Origin of the sequence: Nonomuraea composti, assembly GCF_012034275.1 — a bacterium.
GTDB classification, from domain to species: domain Bacteria; phylum Actinomycetota; class Actinomycetes; order Streptosporangiales; family Streptosporangiaceae; genus Nonomuraea; species Nonomuraea composti.
In genome coordinates, this window is the sequence record NZ_JAATEP010000036.1 from 18,026 (window position 1) to 42,145 (window position 24,120).

Annotated in this window: 20 protein-coding genes; 10 read left to right on the forward strand and 10 right to left on the reverse strand. The window is 72.0% G+C overall.

The features are described 5' to 3' along the window. Positions 1 to 4: 4 nt before the first annotated feature. A complete protein-coding gene (locus HCN51_RS38225) occupies positions 5 to 2,071 on the reverse strand; it encodes a DNA gyrase subunit B (protein ID WP_168016771.1) in 2,067 nt (688 codons plus the stop codon). A 247-nt stretch (positions 2,072 to 2,318) separates the two neighbouring features. Between HCN51_RS38225 and HCN51_RS60240 the strand changes: the two genes are divergently transcribed. After that, positions 2,319 to 2,549: a DUF7455 domain-containing protein gene (locus HCN51_RS60240; protein WP_080046306.1), complete on the forward strand. Its 231-nt coding sequence runs from the start codon at positions 2,319 to 2,321 to the stop codon at positions 2,547 to 2,549. Positions 2,550 to 2,678: 129 nt separating this feature from the next. On the opposite strand, the gene HCN51_RS38235 is transcribed toward HCN51_RS60240, so the two are convergent. Then, on the reverse strand, positions 2,679 to 3,374 hold the full coding sequence (locus HCN51_RS38235; RefSeq protein WP_168016773.1) for a GNAT family N-acetyltransferase: 696 nt from the start codon (positions 3,372 to 3,374) through the stop codon (positions 2,679 to 2,681). A gap of 78 nt (positions 3,375 to 3,452) precedes the next feature. Between HCN51_RS38235 and HCN51_RS38240 the strand changes: the two genes are divergently transcribed. After that, entirely contained in the window at positions 3,453 to 4,187 is a 735-nt protein-coding gene (locus HCN51_RS38240; protein ID WP_168016775.1) for a peroxide stress protein YaaA, read from the forward strand. 63 nt (positions 4,188 to 4,250) lie between these two features. Here HCN51_RS38240 and HCN51_RS38245 read toward each other — a convergent pair whose 3' ends face one another. From HCN51_RS38245 to HCN51_RS38255, 3 genes are all read right to left on the reverse strand, one after another. Continuing rightward, entirely contained in the window at positions 4,251 to 5,906 is a 1,656-nt protein-coding gene (locus HCN51_RS38245; RefSeq protein WP_168016777.1) for an RNA polymerase sigma factor, read from the reverse strand. 242 nt (positions 5,907 to 6,148) lie between these two features. Continuing rightward, the gene (locus HCN51_RS38250; protein WP_168016779.1) at positions 6,149 to 8,242 is read right to left on the reverse strand and encodes a SpoIIE family protein phosphatase; all 2,094 of its coding nucleotides are present in this window, start codon (positions 8,240 to 8,242) and stop codon (positions 6,149 to 6,151) included. Between the two features lie 256 nt (positions 8,243 to 8,498). Continuing rightward, positions 8,499 to 9,077, reverse strand: coding sequence for an HhH-GPD-type base excision DNA repair protein (locus tag HCN51_RS38255; protein ID WP_080046302.1), 579 nt, complete (start codon positions 9,075 to 9,077; stop codon positions 8,499 to 8,501). 154 nt (positions 9,078 to 9,231) lie between these two features. On the opposite strand from HCN51_RS38255, the gene HCN51_RS38260 reads away from it, so the two are divergent. The 5 genes from HCN51_RS38260 to HCN51_RS38280 all read left to right on the forward strand — a co-directional run bounded on the left by HCN51_RS38260 (position 9,232) and on the right by HCN51_RS38280 (position 13,462). Beyond that, positions 9,232 to 9,456, forward strand: coding sequence for a hypothetical protein (locus HCN51_RS38260; RefSeq protein ID WP_080046301.1), 225 nt, complete (start codon positions 9,232 to 9,234; stop codon positions 9,454 to 9,456). Positions 9,457 to 9,649: 193 nt separating this feature from the next. Further along, positions 9,650 to 11,140, forward strand: coding sequence for a hypothetical protein (locus tag HCN51_RS38265; protein ID WP_206068370.1), 1,491 nt, complete (start codon positions 9,650 to 9,652; stop codon positions 11,138 to 11,140). A 65-nt stretch (positions 11,141 to 11,205) separates the two neighbouring features. Then, on the forward strand, positions 11,206 to 11,961 hold the full coding sequence (locus HCN51_RS38270) for a LamB/YcsF family protein (RefSeq protein ID WP_080046299.1): 756 nt from the start codon (positions 11,206 to 11,208) through the stop codon (positions 11,959 to 11,961). Then, positions 11,958 to 12,575 (forward strand): carboxyltransferase domain-containing protein, encoded by a 618-nt coding sequence (locus tag HCN51_RS38275; protein ID WP_168016783.1) that lies wholly within the window; start codon positions 11,958 to 11,960, stop codon positions 12,573 to 12,575. The genes HCN51_RS38270 and HCN51_RS38275 overlap by 4 nt, the downstream gene beginning before the upstream one ends. Continuing rightward, positions 12,572 to 13,462: a 5-oxoprolinase subunit C family protein gene (locus HCN51_RS38280; protein ID WP_168016785.1), complete on the forward strand. Its 891-nt coding sequence runs from the start codon at positions 12,572 to 12,574 to the stop codon at positions 13,460 to 13,462. Before HCN51_RS38275 ends, HCN51_RS38280 begins: the two co-directional genes overlap by 4 nt. Here HCN51_RS38280 and HCN51_RS38285 read toward each other — a convergent pair. Continuing rightward, the gene (locus tag HCN51_RS38285; protein WP_168016787.1) at positions 13,440 to 14,270 is read right to left on the reverse strand and encodes a PhzF family phenazine biosynthesis protein; all 831 of its coding nucleotides are present in this window, start codon (positions 14,268 to 14,270) and stop codon (positions 13,440 to 13,442) included. The genes HCN51_RS38280 and HCN51_RS38285 overlap by 23 nt on opposite strands. A 60-nt stretch (positions 14,271 to 14,330) precedes the next feature. On the opposite strand from HCN51_RS38285, the gene sthA reads away from it, so the two are divergent. Beyond that, positions 14,331 to 15,734, forward strand: a complete 1,404-nt coding sequence (gene sthA / locus HCN51_RS38290) for a Si-specific NAD(P)(+) transhydrogenase (protein ID WP_168016789.1) — start codon at positions 14,331 to 14,333, stop codon at positions 15,732 to 15,734. A gap of 13 nt (positions 15,735 to 15,747) precedes the next feature. Here sthA and HCN51_RS38295 read toward each other — a convergent pair whose 3' ends face one another. From HCN51_RS38295 to HCN51_RS38310, 4 genes are all read right to left on the reverse strand, one after another. Continuing rightward, positions 15,748 to 17,595 carry a ricin-type beta-trefoil lectin domain protein gene (locus HCN51_RS38295; protein WP_168016791.1) on the reverse strand — a complete coding sequence of 616 codons (1,848 nt, stop codon included), beginning with the start codon at positions 17,593 to 17,595 and terminating at the stop codon, positions 15,748 to 15,750. 128 nt (positions 17,596 to 17,723) lie between these two features. Beyond that, positions 17,724 to 18,743 carry a LacI family DNA-binding transcriptional regulator gene (locus tag HCN51_RS38300; protein ID WP_168016793.1) on the reverse strand — a complete coding sequence of 340 codons (1,020 nt, stop codon included), beginning with the start codon at positions 18,741 to 18,743 and terminating at the stop codon, positions 17,724 to 17,726. A 77-nt stretch (positions 18,744 to 18,820) separates the two neighbouring features. Next, positions 18,821 to 19,582 carry a DoxX family membrane protein gene (locus tag HCN51_RS38305; protein ID WP_168016795.1) on the reverse strand — a complete coding sequence of 254 codons (762 nt, stop codon included), beginning with the start codon at positions 19,580 to 19,582 and terminating at the stop codon, positions 18,821 to 18,823. Between the two features lie 35 nt (positions 19,583 to 19,617). Next, entirely contained in the window at positions 19,618 to 21,147 is a 1,530-nt protein-coding gene (locus tag HCN51_RS38310) for an MFS transporter (protein ID WP_168016797.1), read from the reverse strand. A 247-nt stretch (positions 21,148 to 21,394) separates the two neighbouring features. On the opposite strand from HCN51_RS38310, the gene HCN51_RS38315 reads away from it, so the two are divergent. Together HCN51_RS38315 and HCN51_RS38320 are read left to right on the forward strand one after the other, a co-directional pair. Next, positions 21,395 to 23,149: a hypothetical protein gene (locus tag HCN51_RS38315; RefSeq protein ID WP_168016799.1), complete on the forward strand. Its 1,755-nt coding sequence runs from the start codon at positions 21,395 to 21,397 to the stop codon at positions 23,147 to 23,149. A 71-nt stretch (positions 23,150 to 23,220) separates the two neighbouring features. Further along, complete coding sequence (locus HCN51_RS38320; RefSeq protein ID WP_168016801.1) at positions 23,221 to 24,117, forward strand: haloalkane dehalogenase; 897 nt, start codon at positions 23,221 to 23,223, stop codon at positions 24,115 to 24,117. Positions 24,118 to 24,120 lie beyond the last annotated feature (3 nt).

The following is a 24,120-nucleotide window of genomic DNA, read 5'->3' on the forward strand; positions in this document are numbered from 1 at the left end:
CCGGTCAGGCGTCGATGTGGTCGCGATCGACCTCGGCCGCGCTGCTGACGATGAACTCCCGGCGCGGCGCGACCTCGCTGCCCATCAGCAGGTTGAAGATGCCCTCGGCCGCCTCGGCGTCCTCGATGCGCACGCGGCGCAGGATGCGGTGGCGCGGGTCCATCGTGGTCTCCGCGAGCTGGTCGGCGTCCATCTCGCCCAGACCCTTGTAGCGCTGCACCGGGTCCTTCCACCGCTTGCCGCGCCGCTCCAGGTCGCGCAGCACCTTCTGCAGCTCGGCGTCGGAGTAGCAGTAGATGTACTTCTCCTTGCCGCGCCCCGGATTCGTCAGCTCGATGCGGTGCAGCGGCGGCACGGCGGCGAACACGCGCCCGGCCTCCACCATCGGCCGCATGTAGCGGTGGAAGAGGGTCAGCAGGAGGCAGCGGATGTGCGCGCCGTCGACGTCGGCGTCGGCCATGAGGATGACCTTGCCGTAACGGGCGGAGTCGATGTCGAACGAGCGCCCGGAGCCGGCGCCGACGACCTGGATGATCGCGGCGCACTCGGCGTTCTTGAGCATGTCGCTCACGGACGCCTTCTGGACGTTGAGGATCTTGCCCCGGATCGGCAGCAGCGCCTGGAACTCGGAGTCGCGGGCCAGCTTCGCCGTGCCGAGCGCGGAGTCTCCCTCGACGATGAACAGCTCGCTGCGGTCGAGGTCGTCGCTGCGGCAGTCGACCAGCTTGGCGGGCAGCGCGGAGTTTTCCAGCGCGCTCTTGCGGCGCTGGTTGTCGCGGTGCTCGCGGGCCGCGATGCGGGCCTTCGCGGCGGCCACGATCTTCTCCAGCACGGCCCGCAGCTGCTGCTTGTAGCCGCGCGGCGGGTTGGTGAACAGCTCCTTGAGCTCGCGCGAGACCACGTGGGAGACGATGCGGGTGGCCGCGGAGGTGCCGAGCACCTCCTTGGTCTGGCCCTCGAACTGCGGCTCGGGCACCCGGACGGTCACGACGCCGGTCAGGCCCTCGGAGATGTCGTCCTTCGTGACGGGGTCGTCGCCGTTCTTCAGCAGGCGGGTCTCGCGCAGCAGCTCGTTGATCGTGCGGACCAGGCCGCGCTCGAAGCCCGTCAGGTGGGTGCCGCCCTTGGGCGTGGCGATCACGTTGACGAACGAGCGCACCGTGGACTCGTAGCCCTTGCCCCAGCGGATCGCCACATCGACGGTGAGCTCGCGCTGCACCTCGGTGGGCGTCATGTGGCCCTGGTCGTCGAGGACGGGCACGGTCTCGTGGAAGTGGCCCACCCCTTGCAGGCGCAGCACCTCGCAGACGGCCTCGTCGCGGGCCAGGAACTCGGCGAACTCGGAGATGCCGCCCTCGAAGCGGAACTCCTCCTCGATGCGCTCCTCGTGCCTGCTGTCGTAGACGGCCAGGGTCAGGCCGGGCACCAGGAACGCGGTCTGCCGCAGCCGCACGTGGATCTCGTCGAGCGAGACCTCGGCGTCGGGCAGGAAGATCTGCTTGTCGGCCCAGAAGCGCACGCGGGTGCCGGAGACGCCCTTGGGGATCTCGGCGCCGAGGCGCAGGCCGGACTTCTTCTTGAACTTGGCCGTCGGGCCCTCGCCGTCGAAGACGCCGGTGACGCCGCGGCGGAAGCTGATCTCGTGCACCCGCCCGTCGTGGTCGACCTGGACGTCGAGGCGCGAGGACAGCGCGTTGACCACGGAGGCGCCGACGCCGTGCAGGCCGCCGGAGGCGCCGTAGGAGCCGCCGCCGAACTTCCCGCCCGCGTGCAGCTTGGTGTAGACGAGCTCCACACCGGTCAGGCCGGTCTTCGGATGGATGTCGACCGGGATGCCCCGGCCGTTGTCGCGCACCTCGATGGAGCCGTCGGGGTAGAGCTCGACCTCGATCCGGTCGCAGAAACCCGCCAGGGCCTCGTCGACGCCGTTGTCCACGATCTCCCAGAGGCAGTGCATGAGCCCGCGGCTGTCGGTGGACCCGATGTACATGCCCGGGCGTTTCCGCACGGCCTCCAGGCCCTCAAGCACCGAGAGGTGACGAGCCGTGTAACCCGCCTCCACAAGCGTCACTCCAGCTCCCCTGGTCTAGGCATCGAACACGTGTGCGTAGCCTACCGTTCTTCCCCTACGCGCGCGTACAAGCTTGCCATGGCGTCACGTTTGCCGTTACCAACCGGCTGATCGTCATTACTTTGGGACACATTCCGCTCTGGGCGTAGAGAGGGGGCGGTTGGGAACGTCCAGGTCCGGTTAGATGTTGTTCCAAGTGACTGACGCCAGATCCTCGCTTCGGCGGGGGTGACCCGAAAGGCGATACGTGACTGGAGCTCTCGCCCCCGTTAAGCCGCTGACGGCCCTCGACCGCTGCGACCGCTGCGGTGCCCAGGCCTACATTCGCGCGACCCTGCCTGTGGGTGGGGAGCTGCTCTTCTGCGCCCACCATGGGCGTCAGCACATTGCAGCGTTGCGCGAAAAGGGTGCCGACATCCTGGACGAGTCGGCTCGACTCAGCGAAACCCCAACCATTGCCCCCAACGACGAGCGCTGACCCAGCGCTGGTCGTGATGAGATAACCACATATTGCATGATCAGAACGGCGACCCCGGGCCACCCCGGGGTCGCCGTTCTGCGTGAGCGGTCCCGTTCAGATCAGTTTCGCGACCGGGCGTGTCGCGGGTCACCGCACCCGGTAGTGGTACTGGCCCGTGACCTCGAACCCCTCGCCCCGGTACAGCGCCTGCGCCCCGGCGTTCCCCGCCGTCACCACCAGGTACGCCGGCCCGCCCCCGGCACGCGCCACGAGCCCCCGCAGCACCGCCCGCCCCAACCCGCGCCGGCGGGCGCCGGGGAGGGTGGCCATGCAGTAGATCCCGAGCGTGTCCCCCTGCGGGACGCCCCGCCCCACGGCCACGGGCACGCCGTCCTCCTCGTACGCCGCGTACCACGCGGGCACCCCGGCGCAGATGCGCGTCGCCTCCTCCAGGCCGCTGCCGTACCGGCCGTCCACCGCCCACCAGGTCTCCAGCCACTCCGGCCACGGCCGGTCCTCGATCCGCACCCTGGGCACGGGCTCGCCCTTGGGCGTGCCGGCCATGACGAGGGTGGGGTCGACCAGCGCGTAGCCGCGCCGTTCGAGCTCCTCGTCCAGCCCGGCGGGCGCGCCGGGGCCCACGGAGAAGACGCACGGCAGCCCGCGCTCGGCGTAGAACGCCTCGGCGGCGGCGATGGCGCCGGGCAGGTCGGCGGGCAGTCCGACGGGGAGGACGGAGTTGGCGCGTTTCGTCACCCCGCCGGCGCAGCGGAAGACCCACCCGTCGTGGGGCTGCTGCTCGTACGCGGGCCAGGCTTCATGGACAAGGCGGTCGACATCCATCCGCGCAGACTAGCCGCACCCGAGAGGGGACGGGTCCGGCGGGCAGGGCGCTGGCCTGGGCCAATAGGGTAGGGGGCTGTGTTGATTCTGTTGCCGCCGTCCGAGGGCAAGGCCGCGGAAGGCAGCGGGCCGCCTGTTGGCGAGCTGTCGTTCCCGGCCCTGGCCAGGCACCGCACGCGGGTGCTGAACGCGCTCGTGCGCGCCTCCAAGCGCCGCGACGCGCTCGACGTGCTCGGGCTGACGCCGGGCCTGGCGGGCGAGCTGGCCAAGAACGCGGCACTGAAGACGGCCCCCACGCTGCCCGCCGCCGCCCTCTACACCGGCGTGCTCTACGACAATCTCGGCCTCGACTCGTTGGACGAGGAGTCGCGCGAGCGGGCCGAGGAGTCGTTGCTGATCTTCTCGGGGCTCTGGGGTGTGGTGAAGATCACAGACTGGATCCCGCCGTACCGGCTGTCGATGGGCGTGAATCTGCCGCCGCTCGGCGGGCTGGCCGCGTTCTGGCGGCCGAAGGTGACCAAGGAGCTGGACCGGATCGAGGGGCTGGTGGTGGATCTGCGCTCGGCCACGTACGCGGGCGCCTGGCAGCCCGGCGAGCGCTCGGTGACGGTACGGGTCTTCCGCGACGGCAAGGTGGTCAGCCACATGGCCAAGGCCACCCGCGGGGAGATCGCCCGCGCCCTCGTCCGCCACGAGTCGGCACCCGAGAGCCCCGACGAGCTGGCCAAGACCCTCGCCGGCCTGGGTCACAGCGTCGACCTGGCCGAGCCCGCCCGCTCCGGCCGCCCCTGGACCCTCGACGTGCACCTGTAACGGGCGCGCGAACGCCGACGCCCCGCCGGAAAGGCTTCCGGCGGGGCGTCGGGACAGGCTCGATCAGTCGAGGTAGTCGCGCAGCACCTGGGAGCGCGACGGGTGACGCAGCTTGGACATGGTCTTCGACTCGATCTGGCGGATGCGCTCACGGGTGACCCCGTAAACCTTGCCGATCTCGTCGAGCGTCTTCGGCTGGCCGTCGGTGAGGCCGAACCGCATCGACACGACGCCCGCCTCGCGCTCCGACAACGTGTCGAGAACGGAGTGCAGCTGCTCCTGCAGCAGCGTGAAGCTGACGGCGTCGGCCGGCACGATGGCCTCGGAGTCCTCGATGAGGTCACCGAACTCGCTGTCGCCCTCCTCACCCAGCGGGGTGTGCAGGGAGATGGGCTCGCGGCCGTACTTCTGGACCTCGACGACCTTCTCGGGCGTCATGTCCAGCTCGCGGGCCAGCTCTTCCGGCGTGGGCTCGCGGCCGAGGTCCTGCAGCATCTGCCGCTGGACGCGGGCCAGCTTGTTGATCACTTCGACCATGTGGACCGGGATGCGGATGGTCCGCGCCTGGTCGGCCATGGCACGCGTGATCGCCTGCCGGATCCACCACGTGGCGTAGGTGGAGAACTTGTAGCCCTTGGTGTAGTCGAACTTCTCCACGGCCCTGATCAGGCCCAGGTTGCCTTCCTGGATCAGGTCGAGGAACAGCATGCCGCGGCCGGTGTAGCGCTTGGCCAGCGAGACCACGAGCCGGAGGTTGGCCTCCAGCAGGTGGTTCTTGGCGCGGCGGCCGTCTTCGGCGATCCACTCCAGCTCGGCCTTGACGTCGACCGGCAGGTTGTCGGTCTCGCCGCTGCCCAGCTGCTCCTCGGCGAACAGGCCCGCCTCGATGCGCTTGGCCAGCTCGACCTCCTGCTCGGCGTTGAGCAGGGGGACCTTGCCGATCTGCTTGAGGTAGTCCTTCACCGGGTCGGCGGTGGCGCCGGCGGCGGCCACCTGGGCCACCGGAGCGTCATCGTCGTCGTCGGAGAGGATGAGGACCTCGTCCTCGTTCTTCTGGGCGGCGACGTCTGCGGCCTTGGGCTCGTCTTCGGAGTCGGAGTCGTCGTCGGAGTCACCCTCGGACTCGGCGTCGTCCTCGGCGACGATCTCGTCGTCGACGTCGATGTCCTCGAGGTCCTCCAGCTCCACGTCGCCGTCGAGCTCGATGTCCTCGTCGTCGTCCGTCTCGCCCCGCGGGGCCTCGGGCGCCTTGGGCTTGGTCTCGGCAGGCCCAGCGTTCTTCTGCTCGGCCTTCTTGGCGGCGGCGGGTGCCGCGGCCTTCTTCGCCGCCGGAGCGGCCTTCTTGGCAGGGGCCGCCTTCTTGGCGGCCGGCTCGGCTTCAGCGGTGCCCACGACCGCGGTCACGGTCTCGGGCTGCTGCTCTTTGGCGGCCGCCGCCGTCTTGGTCTTGACGGGGGCGGCGGTGCGGCGCTTTGCTGGACCACGAGACTTCTTCGGCGCAGCCGAATCCGCGGCGGTCACCACCACGGTCACGCCCTCTTTGCTGAGGTTCCGCAAGAACGCGGCGGCGTGCGACATGGGGATGTCCGCCTCCTCGAAGGCCTGACGGACATCCTCAGACTCGAGGAAACCCTGCGAGCGCCCACGCTCGAGCAGTCGCTGAATGACGGGCTCGTTCAGCTCTTGTGGCTTCGAGCGAGTCGAACTTGCAGGCGACACGAACACCTCTCGAACGAACGCGTGGCGACAATGGACCCAGATGCCCGCTGGGGGGCTGTTGCCTCTCTCGGAGATCGGTGAGGCCGTGCGGACCGCGACGGACCTGCACAGCATTGTGGCACGACCCCGCACTCCATACGGCCACCTCCCGGCGGTTGACCTCCACCCTAGGCCGACCGAGACAGTAGTGCGTACGTAAGCGGGGCACTGATACCCGAAAGCAACCGTTATGACTGTTTCATTCAGTCACTCTTCGTGGCTGGTGGGACGTGAATTGCGAGCGCGGTAACGTCATCATCCTGTTCATATCCAGACAACATCCGGTCAACCAGGAAGTCCAGCAGCATGTGTGGACTACTCACCACCTCAGGCGGCGCTTCGGTCACAACACTGCAAAGCTCTGCGAGACCGGCGTCCAGCCCGCGTTTCCTGTTCTCGACGAGGCCGTCGGAGTAGAGCACGGCGGTATGGCCGGGCGGCACCACGAACCGGAACTGCCTGCGGCTGGTCGGCCAGCCTAGCGGAGTGCCCGGCTCGGCGTCGCACAGGATCGCCGTGCCCTGCGGCGAGACGAGGACGGGTGGCGGGTGACCGGCCAGCGCCAGCGTGCCCTCGCCGGTGACCGGCTCGACCACCATGTACGCCAGCGTCGTGACCTGCTCTTCCTCCTCCGTGGCCTCGAAGACCCGGTCGAGGCCGGTGAGCACGGCGGCGGGCGGCGGGTTGGTCAGCGCCAGGGCGCGCATGGCGTTGCGGATGCGGCCCATCCCCGCCGCCGCCTTGACGCCCTTGCCCATGACGTCGCCGACGACGGCCGCCACGCGGCCGTCCTGGAGCACGAACGCGTCGTACCAGTCGCCGCCGACCTGGACGTGGCGGCTGCCCGAGCGGAAGCGCTGGGCCAGCACCAGGCCCTTGACCACCGGCAGGCGGTCGGGCAGCAGGCTGCGCTGCAACGTCTCTGCGGTGCGGTGCTCGCGCTCGAACAGCGTGGCCCGCTCCACCGCCAGCGCGCACTGGCCGGCCAGCGCCTCCAGGAAGACGCCGTCCTCCTGAGAGATCTTCTGAGGCCGGGTGAAGGAGAATCGGAGCGCTCCCAAGGCCCGCCCCGCGGCGAGCAGCGGCAGGCCCACCCAGGCCCGCTCGTCGCCGTGGGCCAGGAAGCCCGCCAGCACCTCCTCGTCGCCGCCCGCCTCCAGCAGCTGGGCCTTCAGCGACTCGGGCGACTCGGCGAAGACCGGCCGGCGGCTGTTGACCGCCATGGTCATCACGTTGGAGTGGGACAGCGGGATCTCGTCGCCCGTCGCCCCGGAAGCCTCCAGGATGCCCTCGCCGTTGATCAGCTTGAGCGCGGCGCGGTCGGTGTCGAGCAGCGCGACCGCCGAGCGGTCGGCGGCCAGCGCGGTGCGGCCGACGTCGATGATGACCTGCACCACCTGCTCGACCGTGAGCGCCTCCGCGAGCATCGCGGTGGCGCCCTGGAGCCGGGCGGTGCGCAGGGCGGCGGCGCCGAGCTGGTCGGTCAGCCGGCCGCGCATCTCCTCGGCCTCGCGCTGCGGCGTGACGTCGGTGTTGGCGCCGACCCACTCGACCACCCGGCCGTGCCGGATGATCGGCACGGCCCGCACCTCGAAGTGGCGGTAACCGCTGGCGCGGGTGCGCACGCGGTAGTTCCACTCGAACATGGTGCGGCCGCGCAGCGCCTCGCGCCACGCCTCCTCGGTCTGCTGGCGCTCCTCGGGGTGCACGACCTCCAGCCAGCCGTTGGCGAGGTACTCCTCCAGGCCCTGGCCGGTGATGGCGCGCCACTGCGGAGCGTCCTCGACGACCGCGCCGGTGGGCGAGGTGATCCAGACGAGCTGGGACTGCGCCTCGACCAGCGAGCGGTAGCGCTCCTCGCTGCGGCGCAGCGCCTCCTCGGTCTGGCGGCTCTCGGTGACGTCGAGGCCGACCAGCGCGATCGCGCGCAGCTCACCGGCGTCGTCGTGGACCGGCGAGAACGACAGCGACCAGTGCCGGGTGTCGCCCTCCGCGGAGCGCACCCGCACGCGGCCCTCGGTCACCGGGGCGTCGGTCTCGATGACGGCCTGCACGGCGTGCGTGATGATCTGGCTGAGGTCGGCGGCCAGCACCTCGACGGGCTGACGGCCCACCATGCGCTCCGCGGGCACGTTGACGACATCGCTGAACACGTCGTTGACCCGCTGGATGCGGCTGTCGGCGTCGAAGAACGCGAAGGCGAACTCCGCCTCCGACAACATGCCCTTGAAGAGGGCGGAGTCTGAGATGTCCACATCCGACTCCCGGGGACGGGGAACGGAGGTCTCGGCGCTCATGGTCCGCACCTCCGTCGCGTGCCAGGGTCTCCCACGCGGCACATCTCCATAACTGTGTATCGGCGTAGCGCAGCTCCGGGCGACCGGATCCTGCAGTACATCATCGACGATGGGCAGGTACGGACGGAAGCCCCCGCCGCGGCCCGGTCGCCTCTCGGGTCTACGCATCCTGTCAAAGTCGCTCCACGTTGCGCAGCAAGATCAGGTTACAGCGTCGGATTGCCGGGGCCGGATCGCCGTGTCGGATCCCGTCAGGCTACTGGCCCGGCTGAGCCTTCGCCGCCTGCTTGGCCTCCTGCTTGGCGGCCCGCACGCGGCTCAGGCTGTCGGCGTCGACCACGTCGGCGACCGACCGGTGCGACCCCTCCTCGCCGTAGAGCCCGGCCGCCTCACGCCAGCCTGACGGCCGGACCCCCAGCTGCTTGCCCAGCAATGCCAAAAAAATCTGGGCCTTCTGCTTGCCGTATCCCGGCAGGGCCATGAGTCGTTTCAGCAACTCTTTGCCGTCGGTGGCGTCGGCCCAGATCTTCTCCGGCTGCCCGTCGTAGTGCTCGACGAGGTAGGCCGCGAGCTGCTGGACCCTGGCCGCCATCGACTTGGGATAGCGGTGCACGGCCGGCTTCTCCGCCAGCAGGGCGACGAACGCCTCGGGGTCGTAGGAGGCGATCTCCTCCGCCGTGAGGTCGTGCCCGAGCCGCTGCGAGATCGTGTAGGGCCCCGTGAACGCCCATTCCATGGGGATCTGCTGGTCGAGCAGCATGCCGACGAGCAGGGCGAGCGGGCTGCGGCCGAGGAGCTCGTCTGCCTCGCTCCGCTGGGCGAGCTGGATGCGCATGGAGACAGCTTCGCACGAAAGCTCGCCGGGTGAAGTGAACACAGACGCCGTGGAGCCTTGACACCGGCCCGAGAAAAGGTGAAATGAGAGCGCAAGTCGCCCTGCAGACATTCCTGGGGGTTTGCCCCTGGGCCTCCAGAGGAATCTCACTCCTATGCTCGCTCTGGCCACACGGTTCCTGCGGGAGCCGGTCAGTCTCAGGCTGGCCGAAGAGTTCCTGACCGTACCCGTGGACACGATCGACCGCTGCGTGGCCGACGTGTGCGCGTGCGCACAGCATCTGGGCATCTCCGCCACGCCCGAGATCGTGGAACGGATCGCGCGCGAGCACCTGCTCGCGATCGTGAACTCGGCCCCTCCTCCCCGGAGCCTCCGCTAGGGCGGCGACCGGGAGGCGGGAAACGGGGCGCCCGCGCCGGCGTGCCCGGTGAAAGCGCCTTCCCCGATAACATCGGGGTCACCGGGCCGTGTTCTCCGCAGCGTTTACGCCTGGAATACGAGAGAGTGAGGGTGTGCGCCGACACCGACGAGATCCCCGGGAGAGCACCCCGCCAGACGACGTGTTCAAGGAGATGGTCCAGGCGGCTCGCGAGCTGCTGGCCGTACGCACTCCTCTCGACGCGGAGCTGATGGTCTCCGACATGATCGGAGCCTGGTGGGGCAGGCGTGTCAGGGGCGGTGACGTCGAGCAGGTGCTCGGTGAGGGGCTGGTCGACTACGCGGCCAAGGCCGGCACGCCGGCCTCGCTGACGCTGCTGATCTGCCTCGCCTACCTCGGCACCGCCCGCCAGGGCGCCAAGGCCGAGGGCGCCGCGCTGGCCATGATGGAGTCGGGCGTGGCCAGGCCCGGCTGGGCCGACCGGGTCGGCGCGGTCAAGCCCGCCGGCTGCTACGTCTCGCGCGACGCCTACGGCGACCAGGACACCGTGATCTGCACCTTCGCCTACCGCTGGAACGACGGCGAGCAGCCGATCGACCGCCACGCGCTGGTCATGGTGGTCGACTACAACATGAGCGGCATGGCCCGCGACGCCTGGGTCTCCTCGCAGGTCGACAAGCTGCTGGAGCAGGCCAGGGCGGAGGCGGCGGGCAATCCGCTGCTGCTGTTCGAGGAGATCCAGCCCGAGCAGGCCAGGGCGCTGCTGGAGTCGGCGATGAAGGCCACGAGAGAGCCGAAGACGCCGCCGCCCGTCAGCGAGAGCTACAGCGCCTACCACGCCTTCGCCCGCGCCCGGCTCAAGGCGCTGCCGCCGGGGCGCAAGCGGCCGGCGCCGCTGCACATCGAGGCCCCCTACAGCAGGGAGCGGCGGGCCATGCTGGCGGCGGAGTTCCTCGCCTCCGACGCGGCCGAGCACCTGTCCGACCCGTCGGCGGCCTCGCGCTGCGCCGACCACATCATCGACTACGGCTGCGAGCAGGACTTCAACCGGCCGCTGCGGGTGAGCCCGACCAAGTGCGAGACGTTCCTGCTCGACTGGCTGCCGCGCAAGGTGATGCTGAGCGTCGCCGAGCAGGAGGCGATGCCGCACGTGCTGTCGGCGTGGGTGCGCTTCGCCGCGCACCGCACGGGGCTGCCCGAGCAGGGGCTGAAGGCCACGCTCGACGCGGTGTGGGAGGCGACCGGGAAGTTCCCCGAGGCGTACCGCGACCCGACGTCGTTCGGGCTCGACCGGCCGCTGCTGGAGCGGCTGCTGCCCGACGGCGACCTGTCGGCGCTGGCCAGGCGGGCCTTCGCGTTCCCCTACTTGCAGGGCACGCACAACGGCATCGAGCTCGACCAGCTCGACCCGGCCGACCAGGCCGACCGGCGCACGTTACTCGAGATCGACCACGGCGGCGCGATCGACCAGGAGCACCTGGCCTGGCACGAGGAGATCGCGACCCGGCTGTGGGACGGCGACCCGCCGCAGCTCTGGGAGGCGGCGCAGCGCCTGCTCGACCTCGGGCACGACCGCCACGACGTCCTGCACGTACTGATCGAGATCGCCGAGCGGATCGGCGGCGACCCGGAGGAGCTGGCGGCCGCCCTCGACGACATCGCGGACATTCCCGACGAGTTCTAGCTCACGGCGGCGGCAAGCGACGTTGTGCGTCGCGCCGGGGCCGCCTCACCCGCCATGATGGACGCATGGTGATCGACCTCAACGCGGACCTGGGCGAGGGTTTCGGCATCTGGCGGCTGGGCGACGACCTCGCCCTCCTCGACATCGTGACGAGCGCCAACGTGGCGTGCGGCTTCCACGCCGGCGACCCGGTGACGATCCGGCGCACGTGCGCGGCGGCCGTCGACCGGGGCGTGGCGATCGGCGCCCAGGTGTCCTATCGTGACCTGGCCCACTTCGGGCGCAGGGAGATGGACGTCGAGCCGGAGGAGCTGTGCGCCGAGGTGCTCTACCAGCTCGCCGCCGTCGACGGCATCGCCAGGGCGATGGGCGGGCGGGTCTCCTACGTCAAGCCGCACGGCGCCCTCTACAACCGGATCTGCCGCGACGAGGCCCAGGCGACGGCGGTCATCGAGGCGGTGGCCGACTACGACCCGTCGCTGCCGGTGCTCACGCTGCCCGGCTCCGTCGTGCACAAGGTGGCGGCGGCCGAGGGCGTGCCGACCGTGAGCGAGGCGTTCGCCGACCGCGCCTACACCCCTCAGGGCACCCTGGTGCCGCGCCGGGAGCCCGGCGCGGTGATCCACGACCCCGACGCGGTGCCCGCCCGTGCCCGTCAGATGGCCGTGGAAGGCTCTGTGACGGCCGCTGACGGGAGTTCGGTGCCCATATCGGCGCGTTCCATCTGCGTCCACGGTGACACGCCTGACGCCGTCAGGCTCGCGCAGGGGGTGCGTGACGAGCTGCTGGCGGCCGGGGTGGTCTTGCAGGCGTTCACGTGATCCGCACGGCCGGGGAGCACGGGCTGCTCGTGGAGACGGGGTCGCTGGAGCTGTCGCACCGGGTCGACGCGGCGCTGCGGGCGGCGCCGCCCGAGGGGGTCGTGGAGGTCGTGCCGGGGCCTGAGACGGTGCTCGTCGTGGCTCCCGGCGCCGACCAGCGGCGGTTGCGGGCGCGGCTGGAGGAGGTCGCCCGCGCCGAGCGGGACCAGGTCGTCGCGGGGGCCGCCGACGGGCATCCGCTGGTGACGATTCCCGTGGTCTATGACGGGGCCGATCTCGATTCCGTGGCGGCGCTGGCCGGGATCTCCGCCGCCGAGGTGGTCGCGCGGCACACCGGGCGGGAGCTGGTGGTGGGGTGGCTCGGGTTCGCGCCCGGGTTCGCCTACCTGACCGGGCTGGATCCGGTGCTGCACCTGCCCAGGCTGGACACGCCGCGCACGTCGGTGCCCGCCGGGTCCGTGGCCGTGGCGGGGCCGTACTCGGCGGTGTACCCGTCGGCGTCGCCGGGCGGGTGGCGGCTGATCGGGCGCACGGCAGTGCGGGTGTGGGACGTGGCGAGCGATCCGCCGTCGTTGTTCCGGCCCGGCACGCGCGTGCGGTTCGAGGCGGCATGATCGAGGTACTGCACCCCGGGCCCTACGCGACGGTCCAGGACCTCGGGCGGCCCGGGTACGCCCACCTCGGCGTGCCCCGCTCCGGCGCGGCCGACGCGCCGAGCCTGCGGCTGGCCAACCGGCTCGTCGGCAACGCCGAGACGCTGGCCGGGATCGAGCTGACGTTCGGCGGGGCGCGGCTGCGCTTCCTCGACGGCGCGTGGGCGGCGCTGACCGGGGCGCCGCCGGCCCAGGTGTCGATCGCGACGGCGGCCGGAGTGCCAATAGAGGCGGCGGCCGGCATGGGAGTTCCGTTCTGGGTGCCGGCGGGCGGTGAGCTGCGGCTGGGGGCGCCCTTGTGGGGGTTGCGCACGTATCTGGCGGTGCGCGGCGGGATCGCGGTCGAGCCCGTGCTGGGCAGCCGGTCCACCGACTCGCTGTCCGGGCTGGGGCCCGAGCCGCTGCGGGCGGGCACGCTGCTACCGGTCGGGCCGCCCGAGGGCGAGATCTCCGTGGACCTCGCGCCGCTGCCCGGGCCGCGGCCGGCCGTGGTGGGTGTGGTGCCGGGGCCGCGGGACGACTGGTTCGTGCCGGAGGCGCTGGCGGAGCTGTGCGCGCGGCCGTACACGGTGACGCAGGACAGCAACCGCGTCGGCGTGCGGCTGCGCGGTGCGCGGCTGGAGCGGGCCAAGGAGGGCGAGCTGCCCAGCGAGGGCATGGTGACCGGGGCGGTGCAGGTGCCGCCGAGCGGGCAGCCGATCGTGTTCCTCGCCGACCACCCGCCGACCGGCGGCTATCCGGTGATCGGCGTCGTCCGCGAGGCCGACCTGCCGGTGCTCGCCCAGCTCAGGCCGGGCGACGAGGTTCGCTTCACCACCCGGGGGGCTACAGCTCCACCTGCCCGGTGACGCTGGTGATCACGTCGCCGCCGACCCAGACGTCCTCCTCCGGGCCCGTGGTGATGCGGACGCGGCCCGCGCGGCCGATCGCCGTGCCCTGCGCGGCCACGTACGGGGCCTTGACGCGGCCCGTGCGCAGCAGCCACTGGGCCAGGGAGCCGTTCAGGCTGCCCGTGACCGGGTCCTCCACGGTGGCGCCCTGCGAGGGGAAGAACGCCCGCACCTCGTACGCGCACGGCGACCCCTCCGGGTACAGCCCCACCACGCCGACGTCGTGCGGCACCGTGCCGGGGCGCAGCGCGAGCACCGCCTCGGCGTCGGCGAGCAGCAGCCCGACCCAGCCGGGGCCGTTGTCGGCCCATTCGGCGGCGACGACGTCGTCCCGGGTGATGCCGAGGGAGGCGATGATCCGGTCGAGGAGCTCGTCGTCGACGGGGCCGGAGCGGAGCAGGGGCGGCGCCTGGAAGGACAGCCCGCCGCCGGTGGCGGACAGGCGGACCAGCCCGACCCCGCCCTCCTGCACCAGCTCGTCCTTCTCGCGAGGCTCGCCCCCGGCCTCCAGCCAGGCGTGGCAGGAGCCCAGCGTCGGGTGCCCGGCGAACGGCAGCTCGGCGTCCGGGGTGAAGATCCGGACGCGGTAGTCGGCCTCCGGCGTGGTCGGCGGCAGCAGGAAGGTGGTCTCCGACAGGTTCGTCCACCGGGCGAACCGCTGCATCTCCTCGGTGCTCAGCCCCTCGCCGTCGAGCACGACCGCGAGCGGGTTCCCGGTGTACGGGCCTGAGGCGAACACGTCGACCTGCGTGAATCTGCGCAACATACTCCGGAGTCTCCCAGACGGGTCTTTCCTCGTTAACATGCCGCCCGCAGACTGGACGGTGTGGCGGACTTTGATGTGGTGGTCCTCGGCTCGGGGCCCGGTGGGCAGAAGGCCGCGATAGCGGCGGCGAAACTCGGCAGACGCGTCGCGGTGGTCGAGAAACGGCACATGATCGGCGGCGTCTGCATCAACACGGGCACGATCCCGTCCAAGACCCTGCGCGAGGCCGTCCTCTACCTGACGGGGCTCAACCAGCGGGAGCTGTACGGCGCCAGCTACCGCGTCAAGGACGAGATCACGGTCGCCGACCTGGGGATGCGCACCCAGCACGTGATCGGCCGCGAGATCCAGGTGATCCGCAGCCAGCTCGCCCGCAACCACGTGACGGTGCTGCAGGGCACCGGCCGCTTCCTCGACGAGCACACGATCGGCATCACGGGCGAGGAGGAGAAGAAGGTCACCGCCGACAAGATCGTGATCGCCACGGGCACCTCGCCCGCGCGCCCGTCCAGCGTCGAGTTCGACGACCGGACGGTGATCGACTCCGACGCGATCCTGCACCTCGACAAGGTGCCCGAGACGCTGGTCGTGGTGGGGGCCGGGGTGATCGGCATCGAGTACGCGTCCATGTTCGCCGCGCTCGGCACCAAGGTGACGGTGGTGGAGCGGCGCGAGCGCATGCTGGAGTTCTGCGACCTGGAGATCGTCGAGGCGCTCAAGTACCACCTGCGCGACCTGGCGGTGACGTTCCGGTTCGGGGAGACGGTGGCGGCCGTGGAGCGGCGCCCGCGCGGCGCGCTGACCCTGCTGGAGAGCGGCAAGAAGATCCCGGCCGACTGTGTCATGTACTCGGCGGGCCGCCAGGGCAAGACGGCCGAGCTGAACCTGGAGGCCGCCGGCCTGGCCGCCGACGACCGGGGCCGGATCAAGGTGGATGAGAACTACGCCACGGAGGTGCCGCACATCTACGCCGTGGGCGACGTGATCGGCTTCCCCGCGCTGGCGGCCACGTCGATGGAGCAGGGGCGGCTGGCCGCGCAGCACGCCTGCGGCGAGCCGGCGGGAGACCTGCACGAGCTGCCGCCGATCGGGATCTACACCATCCCCGAGATCAGCTTCGTCGGGAAGTCGGAGGACGAGCTGACCCGGGAGAAGGTGCCGTTCGAGGTGGGCATCTCGCGCTACCGGGAGCTGGCCAGGGGGCAGATCATCGGCGACTCGTACGGGATGCTGAAGCTGCTGGTGTCGTCGGAGGACCGGCGGCTGCTGGGCGTGCACGTGTTCGGCACGCAGGCGACGGAGCTGGTGCACATCGGGCAGACGGTCATGGGGTGCGGCGGCACGATCGACTACCTGGTCAACGCGGTGTTCAACTATCCGACGCTGGCGGAGTCGTACAAGGTGGCGGCGCTGGACGCGATGAACAAGATGCGGACGGTGGCCCGGCTCACCGCGGAGATGTGAGCCGGGCCTCTCCTCACGAGAGGTTCCACTTCTGGTTGGCGGCGCCCGTGCAGGTCCACAGCTGCAAGGGGGTGCCGTCGGCGCTGGTGTTGCCGGTGACGTCGGCGCACTTGTCCGCCGCCGGGTTCACCAGGTCGCGGCCCGAGGTGTGGGTCCACTGCTGGTTGGCGCCGCCCGTACAGGACCAGAGCTGGAGCCGGCTGCCGTCGGCGGTGCCGCGGTCGCGGACGTCGAGGCACTTGCCGAGGGCGCGCAGCGTGCCGTCGCCGGGGCGGGTCCACTGCTGGGCGGCGGTGCCGTTGCAGGTGTGGAGCTGGACGGCGGTGCCGTCGGCACTGCTGCCGCCGGCCACGTCCACGCACTTGCCGGCCAGCCCGGTGATCGGGCCGCCGCCTCCTGAGGACGGGGTGCCGGACCAGGTGAAGGTGGCGGTGGTGCGGGCGGGCAGGGTATAGACGAAGGACTGGCCGCCCCAGTTCACCCTGAGGGAGTGGGCGGAGGTGCCGCCGTTGTGGGCGATCAGCGCCTTCGAGCCGTCGGGGTTGCGGTAGGCGACGTTCTGGATCGTCGCGTCGGCCGTGGAGTCGATGCGGCGGGCGCCCGGCTTGACGAACTTGGTCAGGTGGCCGGTCGTGTAGTACTCGATCGTGTAGTCCACCTGGCCGGCGCGGGAGCCGCCCTCCTGGACGGTGATCAGGCCGGTGCAGGTGCCGCAGCCGCCGTTGTGCGGGCCCATGTTCTGGTTGAGCGCGAGGCTCCACTTGACCAGGCTGCTGCTCCAGTTGCGGGCGTAGGTGACGATGTCGGCCATGTCCTCGTTGTGCTGGTTGGTGATCCAGGTGCCGCCGGAGTGCTCGGTGCTGAACTGCTTGACCGACGGGTACTGGTCGTGCACCTGGCTGCCGACCGCCGGGTCACCGTAGTAGCCGTGCCAGGCGATGCCGCCGAACAGCGGGTCGTTCCGCAGCGCAGCGTCGGCCAGGATGGGGCCGCCGATCTGGCCGTAGTCGCCGTAGTTCCAGTCGTGGACGAGCACCTTCGTGCCGATGCCGGCGGCGCGGAAGGCCGGGTAGACGAAGTTCTTGGTCAGCTCGACGAGGCCGGAGGCGTTCCACGACATGCCGGGGTAGTTCATGGCGGTCGGGTTGCCCGCCTGGCAGCAGTTGGGCTCGTTCTGGACGGACAGGTAGTCGATGGGCACGCCGGCGGCCTGGTAGCTCTGGACGTACTTGACGAGGTACTGGGCGTAGGTGCCGTAGTGCTCCCACTTCAGCCAGCCCATCTGGTCCATCCGGCCGTTGTCCTTCATCCAGCCGGGCGCGCTCCACGGCACGGCCTTGACCCGCAGGGCCGGGTTGAGCTGCTTGGCCTGGACGGTCAGGAGGCGGACGTCCGTGTCGTAGCCGTTGGCGCCGAAGTCGCTCAGGTCGCAGCAGGTGTCGTCGAGCGAGACCATGCCGGGCCGCGACAGGTCGGAGGCGCCGATCGGGTTGCGGACGAACGACAGGCCGATCCCGTCCGTGGGGTGGAACAGCTTGCGCATGACCGCGTCGCGCGTGGCCGCGCTGACGGGGCCGCCGCGCAGCAGGTACGCGGTCGTGTCGGTGATCGACGCGCCGCCGCCCTCGAACTGCTGGTAGGTGACGCCCTCGTTGACGGTCACGGTACGGTCGGCGCTGCCGCCCGCGGGGCCGAAGGCGATGGGGGCCTGTTGGGCCAGGCCGCGGGTGACGGTGCGCCCGCCCGCGTCGGAGGTGGTGGTGAGCCAGACGTTCACGCTCTCACCGGCGGCCTGCGCCGGCAGGGGTGCGGCGGCCACCAGCGCGAGGGCGCAGGCGAGCGCCAGGAGGATTCTGGGCACGGCGGAGTCCTCTCAGGGCCGGGGGGTGATGCCCTTGAAACAAATGAAACAGTGCCGAAACACCGCTCTGCTCCGAGCAGCGAAACATGGGCTGACTGCCTCGTCAACCGATGTAACAAATGAAACAGTCAGCGCGGCGCCGGGCCCGTGGAGCCGCGCACGACCAGCTCCGTGCCGAGGGAGACGTGCAGCGCCTCCAGGGTGTGCCTGCTGAGCAGCCGCATCAGCAGCGTGACCGCCATCCGGCCCATCTCCTGCAACGGCTGGCGCACGGTCGTGAGGGCGGGCGAGGCCGCCCTGCTGATGTCGATGTCGTCGAAGCCCGCCACCGACAGGTCACGGGGCACGCTCAGGCCGCGCTCGGCCGCCGCCCGCAGCGCCCCCACCGCCATCTTGTCGTTGAACGCCACCAGCGCCGTCGGCCGCTCCGGCAGGTCCAGCAGCTCGCGGGCGGCCAGGTAGCCGTGCTCGATGTTCGGCTCCGGGACGTGCCGCAGCAGCTCGGGGGCCGGCAGCACGCCCGCGTCGGCCAGCGAGGCGGTGTAGCCGGCCAGCCGCGCCTCGCTGGGCAGCCACTTCACCGGGCCGCCGATGATCCCGACCCGCCGGTGGCCCAGCTCCACCACGTGCGCCATCAGCTTGCGCCCGCCCGCGAAGTGCGCGGCCGACACCGCCACGATGTCCTTCGGCGGCGGGGTGCGCGGGTCGATCACCACGAACGGGAAGCCGCGGTCGCGCAGGCGTACCAGCTCCTCGCCCGGCTCCGGAGGCAGCACGAGGATCGCGCCCGCGACCCCCGGCCGGTCGGGCAGGCCCGGCAGCACCGCCGTGCGCTGCGCCGACTCCCCCGCCCCGAGGATCATCTGCCGGCCGTGCAGCTCGATCGTCTCCCCCACCGAGGAGACGATCAGGCCGAAGTAGTCGGTCAGCACGTACGGGCAGCGCACGTACACCGCACCCGTGGGCGCGTCGGGCGTGGCGCGCGGCCTGGGCGCCTGGGCGCCGAGCCGGCCGACCGCCTCCAGCACCAGCTCGCGGGTGTGGGGGGCGACGTTGGGCTGGCCGTTGAGCACGCGGGAGACGGTGGCGATGGAAAGGCCCGTCTCGGCCGCGACGTCACGCACCGTCGCCCGCACCCTGCCCGCCATCGCCGCTCCTCGCCCGCACCCTGCCCGCCATCGCCGCTCCTCGCTCGGCCCGTGCCGCCAGGATATTCAGCCGGCGTTCAGTCGGTGGTGGTGCGGCGGCCGCGGGGTGCGGGCTTCTTGCGGCCCGCGACCAGCGTGTCACCCGGCACGGGCGCGGCCGAGGTCTCCTCGGTGCGCTTGGGCTTGGCGGGCTCGGGCTCCCTCGGCTGGGCGCGTTCCGGCCCGCCCGCCTGCGTCTCGGCGCCCGCCTGATCACGAGCGGACGCCTGCGTCTCTGCGCCCGCCCGGCCGCGAGCGGACGCCTGCGCGCGGACCCGGGGCTGCGGCACCGTGTCGTCCGTGACAGCGGGCTCCGGAGGCTGGGCGGGTGGGTCGTCCGGGTCGCGGAGGGCGGCGATGACGCGGTCGGCCTCGGTGTCGGCGGCGAACTCGTCGGCCGCCTCCGACTCCCTGCGTCTGATCACCACCATGTGGTCCACCGAGATGCGTCCGGCACCGACCACGGCGAGCAGGAGGGAGGCGGAGCCGAGCAGGATGAGCTCGTTCATGGTGATGGGGTTGAGCGGCGGGGCCACGAGGAAGACCGCCAGCGCCTCGGCGAAGAGGATGAGCCCGGTGGTGGAGACCGCGAGGCCGGCGATGAGCAGCGCACCGCCGATGAGCTCGGCGAGCATGGTCACCGTGGCCCAGGCGCCGGGCGCGGGGGCGCCCTGCTCCAGGAACTTGGCCCCGGTGATCTTGAGGCCGTCCTCCAGCTTGGCCCAGCCGTTGGCGAAGAAGATACCGCCCACCGCGAGGCGGGCGACTAAAGCGGCAAGATCACGGAGGACCTGTTTCACGGTAGTTGTCTGCCCTAATCGGGACATGGCACACCTCAATCACGGCTGAGCAGCATGGCCACCACGACGGCGGTCAGGCTGAGCAGGACGACGCTCACGACCACGGTCGTGTGCAGGGCGTTGACGAAGGCCCAGCGGGCGACGTCGAGCAGCGCGCCGCCGGCCGGGCCGCCCACCTCGTGGGCGACGTGAGCGGCGGCGGCCAGCGACTGCCTGGCCTGGTCCATGCCGCCGTCGGACACGCCGGGCACGGGCGGCAGGCCGGGGGCGTACACGATCGTGGTGATCGTGCCGAGCACGGCCACGCCCAGGCCGGCGCCCAGCTCGTACGCGGTCTCCTCGATGGCCGCGGCCCCGCCCGCCTGCGACTCGGGGGCGGCGGCCATGATCGTGTCGGAGGCGGCGAGCAGCGCCACCTGCACCCCGAACCCGATGCCCACGAAGCACACCGCGAGCATCACGGGATGACCCTCGACGCCCCAGGTCAGGGTGGGGGTCAGGGCGAGCGCGACGAGGGCCAGCCCGCCGCTCATGGTGGCCCGCATGCCGATCCTGGGCAGGATGTGGGCGGCGGCCAGCCCGCCGGTGACGGCCGACAGCACGAGCGGCAGCATCCGCAGGGCCGCGCGCACGGGGCTGTCGCCGAGGACGAGCTGCAGGTACTGGGCGAGCATGAGCTGCAGGCCGACCAGCGCGAACACGCCGAGCAGCACGCCCGCGACCCCGGTGGTGAACTCGCGCCGCCGGAACAGGCCGATCTCCAGGAACGGGGCGGGCAGCCGGGTCTGCCTGCGGACGAACGCCACCAGCAGCGCCACCCCGGCCAGGAACACCGCGATCGAGGCCCAGAACGGCATCAGGCTGCCCGACCCCGCCTCCTTGAGGCCGAAGGCCAGCGCCAGGATGCCGGCCACGGACAGGACGGCGCTGACCGCGTCCCAGGGCCGGTCGCGGCGCCCGCGCGAGTCGGGCAGCAGGCGGATCGCGGCGGGCAGGAGCACCAGCAGGATGGGCACGTTGATGAGGAAGACCGCGCCCCACCAGATGCCGACGAGCACGCCGCCGACGAGCGGCCCGACCGCGGCGCCGGCCGCCGCGACGGCGCTCCAGACGCCGAGGGCGATGGCGCGCTCGCGCCGGTCGGTGAAGACCTGGCGGATCAGCGAGAGCGTGGCCGGCATGATCATCGCGCCGCCGACGCCGAGCAGCGCCCTGGCCAGCACCAGGGCCAGCGGGGTCTGGGCGCACGCGGCCGCCGCCGAGGCCAGGCCGAACAACACGTAGCCCCACAGGACCAGCCGCTTGCGGCCGTACTTGTCGCCGAGCGTGCCGAACACGATCAGCAGCGGCGCGACGACCAGCGAGTAGATGTCGATGATCCACAGCAGTTGCACCGCGGAGGGTTCGAGCGCGGCCGTGAGCGCGGGCACCGCGATGTGCAGCACCGTGGCGTCGACCGTGATGAGCAGCAGGCTCAGGCAGAGCAGCACCAGGATGGACCAGCGGCGATCCTGGGGGTCGCGGTCGGCAGTGCGGACGAAGGACGTGGCCTGTGTGACGGTCATGGGCCTCCTCGCAGGCCGATCCGCGTCACAGGGCCCGCTACTTACTGGTGGTCGGCGGCGGCGGAACCGCGGCTCGTCTCCTTTCGAGCTGCGCGGAGTGGCTCCGGCGCTCCCGGCTTGCGTGGCAGCTTAGGCCATGCCGGGGGGTTGTGATAGCGGTATCGGCCGATCCACGGTCACCGCACACCTCTCTAGAGAGATACAGCCATATGTCGGGATCTATCCATTAATCGGCTGCCCGCCGATCATGGGACTCGTGGGGACCGATGAAAGTGGCAGGAAACGCACCCCCTCCGACCGGTCCTCACGCGAATGGTGCGAGGAGGCCCTGACCAGGCTGGACGCCGGCCGTCCCGAATCCGCTCTGGACGCCGCCCGGCACGCCGCCGACCTCGACCCCGGCTCCGAGTGGGCGCACCGGCTGATCAGCCTGGCCCACGAGCGGCTGGGCCGCGACGCCGAGGCCCTGCCCGCCGCCGAGCGCGCCGTGGAGCTGGCCCCCGGCTCCTGGCAGGCCCGGGTGCGGCTGGCCGCGGTGCTGCGCCGCACGCCGGGACGCTGGGCCGAGGCGGTCGAGCAGGCCGGGCTGGCCAGGAAGTTCGCGCCCGAGCAGCCCGGGCCCGAGGTGATGCTGGGCGACCTCGCCTTGCTGCGCGGCGAGCATGCGCGCGCCGAGCGCTCCTACCTGGCCGCGCTCGCCGCCGACCCCGACGATCGGCAGGCCCGCGTGAACCTCGGCCTGGCCCTGCTGCGCTGGGAGCCGCCGCGCCGCCACCACGACCCCGCCTGGCCGATCGACCCGCGCGAGAGCGGCCGGGCCAGGCGCGCGCTGGAGATCTGGGCCCGCCAGGTGCGGCTGCTGCTCGCCGTGGCCACCCCGGCGATCGCCGCGTGCGCGCTGCCGCTCGGCCGGGGCAGCGAGGCGCGGCTGGCCGGCTGGGCCGTGCTCCTGCTGCTCGTCCCGCTCACCCTGCGGCAGGCGCGGCGGGTCGGCCTATGGACGTACGTGGGGGCGATGCTCCGCCGTGACCCCTGGCTCGGCGTGTCGGTGGTCTCCGCGGTCCTGTCGGTGATCGCGTTCGCCGCGTGGCTGGTGCTCGGCGCGGTACGGGTGCCGCCGTCCTTGCTCGACCCCGTGGGGGCCGGGCTCGCGGGCATCGTGGTGCTCGGCTGGCCGGCGATGGCCGGGGTCCGGGCGCTGGCCGAGTCGTGGCGGGGACGTCCGCTGCGGGCGCTGGCCGTGACGGCTCCGGCGCGGGAGAGCGAGCGGGCCGCGCGGCGCAACGCCGGCGTCACGCTCTGGATCGTGCTCGGCCGGACGTGGTCGGTCCTGGTGACGCTCGCGGCGGGGGCGCTGGCGGTGGAGCCGAGGGCGGCGGTGGCCGCGGTGGCGGTGCCGTACCCGATGGTGCGCGGCTACCTGCGCGCCCGCCACCGGGGCGATCCGTGGCTGGCCGGCGCGACCTGGCTGGTCGTGGCGGCGGCGGTGGCCTGCGCGGCGGGCGGCCTGCTGGGCGCGGCGCCGGGCGGGGCCTGGGCGTGGCGGGCCGGGCTCGGGGCGCTGGGGGCGGTGGCGCTCGTGTTCGCGGTGCGCGGGCTGCGCGCCTGGTGGCGGGGCGGGCCGGGCCCGTCGCGCTCGTCCCTGTTCATGTGCGACCTGCCCGTGGGCGCCGGGCCGTCGGTCGCGCTGGAGCCCGAGGTGCGCCAGACCTTCTCGTACGCCCGCAGCATCGTCCTGTCCTACGGCGACGCCCTCGGCCCCCGGGTCGCCGGGGCGGTGGCGTCGGTGACGTCCTCGGGCGAGCTGCGCCTGATCGCCGAGACGGCGGCGTGGGAGGCGATCGAGGCCGATCCCCGGGTGGCGGTGTTCGCCACCGACCCGTTGCAGCGCCGGTTCTGGGTGGAGGTGCGCGGGATCGCCAGGGCCGACTCCGACGTGCTGCGGGTGACGCCCAAGGAGGTGCTGGTCGGCGAGTTCCCCGGCCGGCACCAGCGCCGCTAGCGTCCGGAGGCGCCCCGGGCGGCGCAAGCACTGGTGGCGCCCACCGCGCGCACGGGGTAGAACGTTGTTCTATGCGAATCCTCCGCACGCCCGGCGATCGCTTCGCGGACCTGCCCGGCTTCCCCTACGAGCCCCGCTACGCCGAGGTCGGCGACGGCCTGCGCATGGCGTACGTCGAGGACGGCCCCGAGGACGGCGAGCCGGTCGTGCTGCTGCACGGCGAGCCGAGCTGGTCCTTCCTCTACCGGCACGTCATGCCCGAGCTGGCCGCGGCGGGGCTGCGGGCGATCGCGGTGGATCTGATCGGGTTCGGCCGCTCCGACAAGCCCGCCGACCTCGCCGACCACACCTACGCCCGGCACGTCGAGTGGACGCGCGCCCTGCTGCTCGACGCGCTCGGCCTGACCGGCATGACGGTGGTCGGCCAGGACTGGGGCGGGCTGATCGGGCTGCGGGTGGCCGCCGAGCACCCGGAGCGGGTGGCCAGGATCGTGGCCGCCAACACGGGCTTGCCGACGGGTGACATTCCCATGCCCGAGGTGTGGCACCGGTTCAGGGACGCCGTGCTGAAGGCGCCCGTCCTGGACATCGCCCGGCTGGTGCAGGCGGGCTGCCGCGGCGAGTTGCCGGAGGAGGTGCGGGCGGCCTACGACGCGCCGTTCCCCGACGAGTCGTACAAGGCGGGGCCGCGCGCCATGCCGGGGCTGGTGCCGATCACGCCCGACGACCCCGCCGCGCCCGCCAACCGCGCCGCCTGGCGGATCCTCACCACACTCGACCGGCCCGTCCTGGTGGCGTTCTCCGACGGCGACCCGATCACCGGGGGCATGGCTCCCATCTTGCGCGAATCGCTGCGCGGCGCCGCTGGCCTGCGACATCCCGTGATCAAGGGCGCCGGGCACTTCCTCCAGGAGGACGCCGGGCCCGAACTCGGCCGTCAGATAGCCCTTTTCGTGACCTCCACCTAGCGT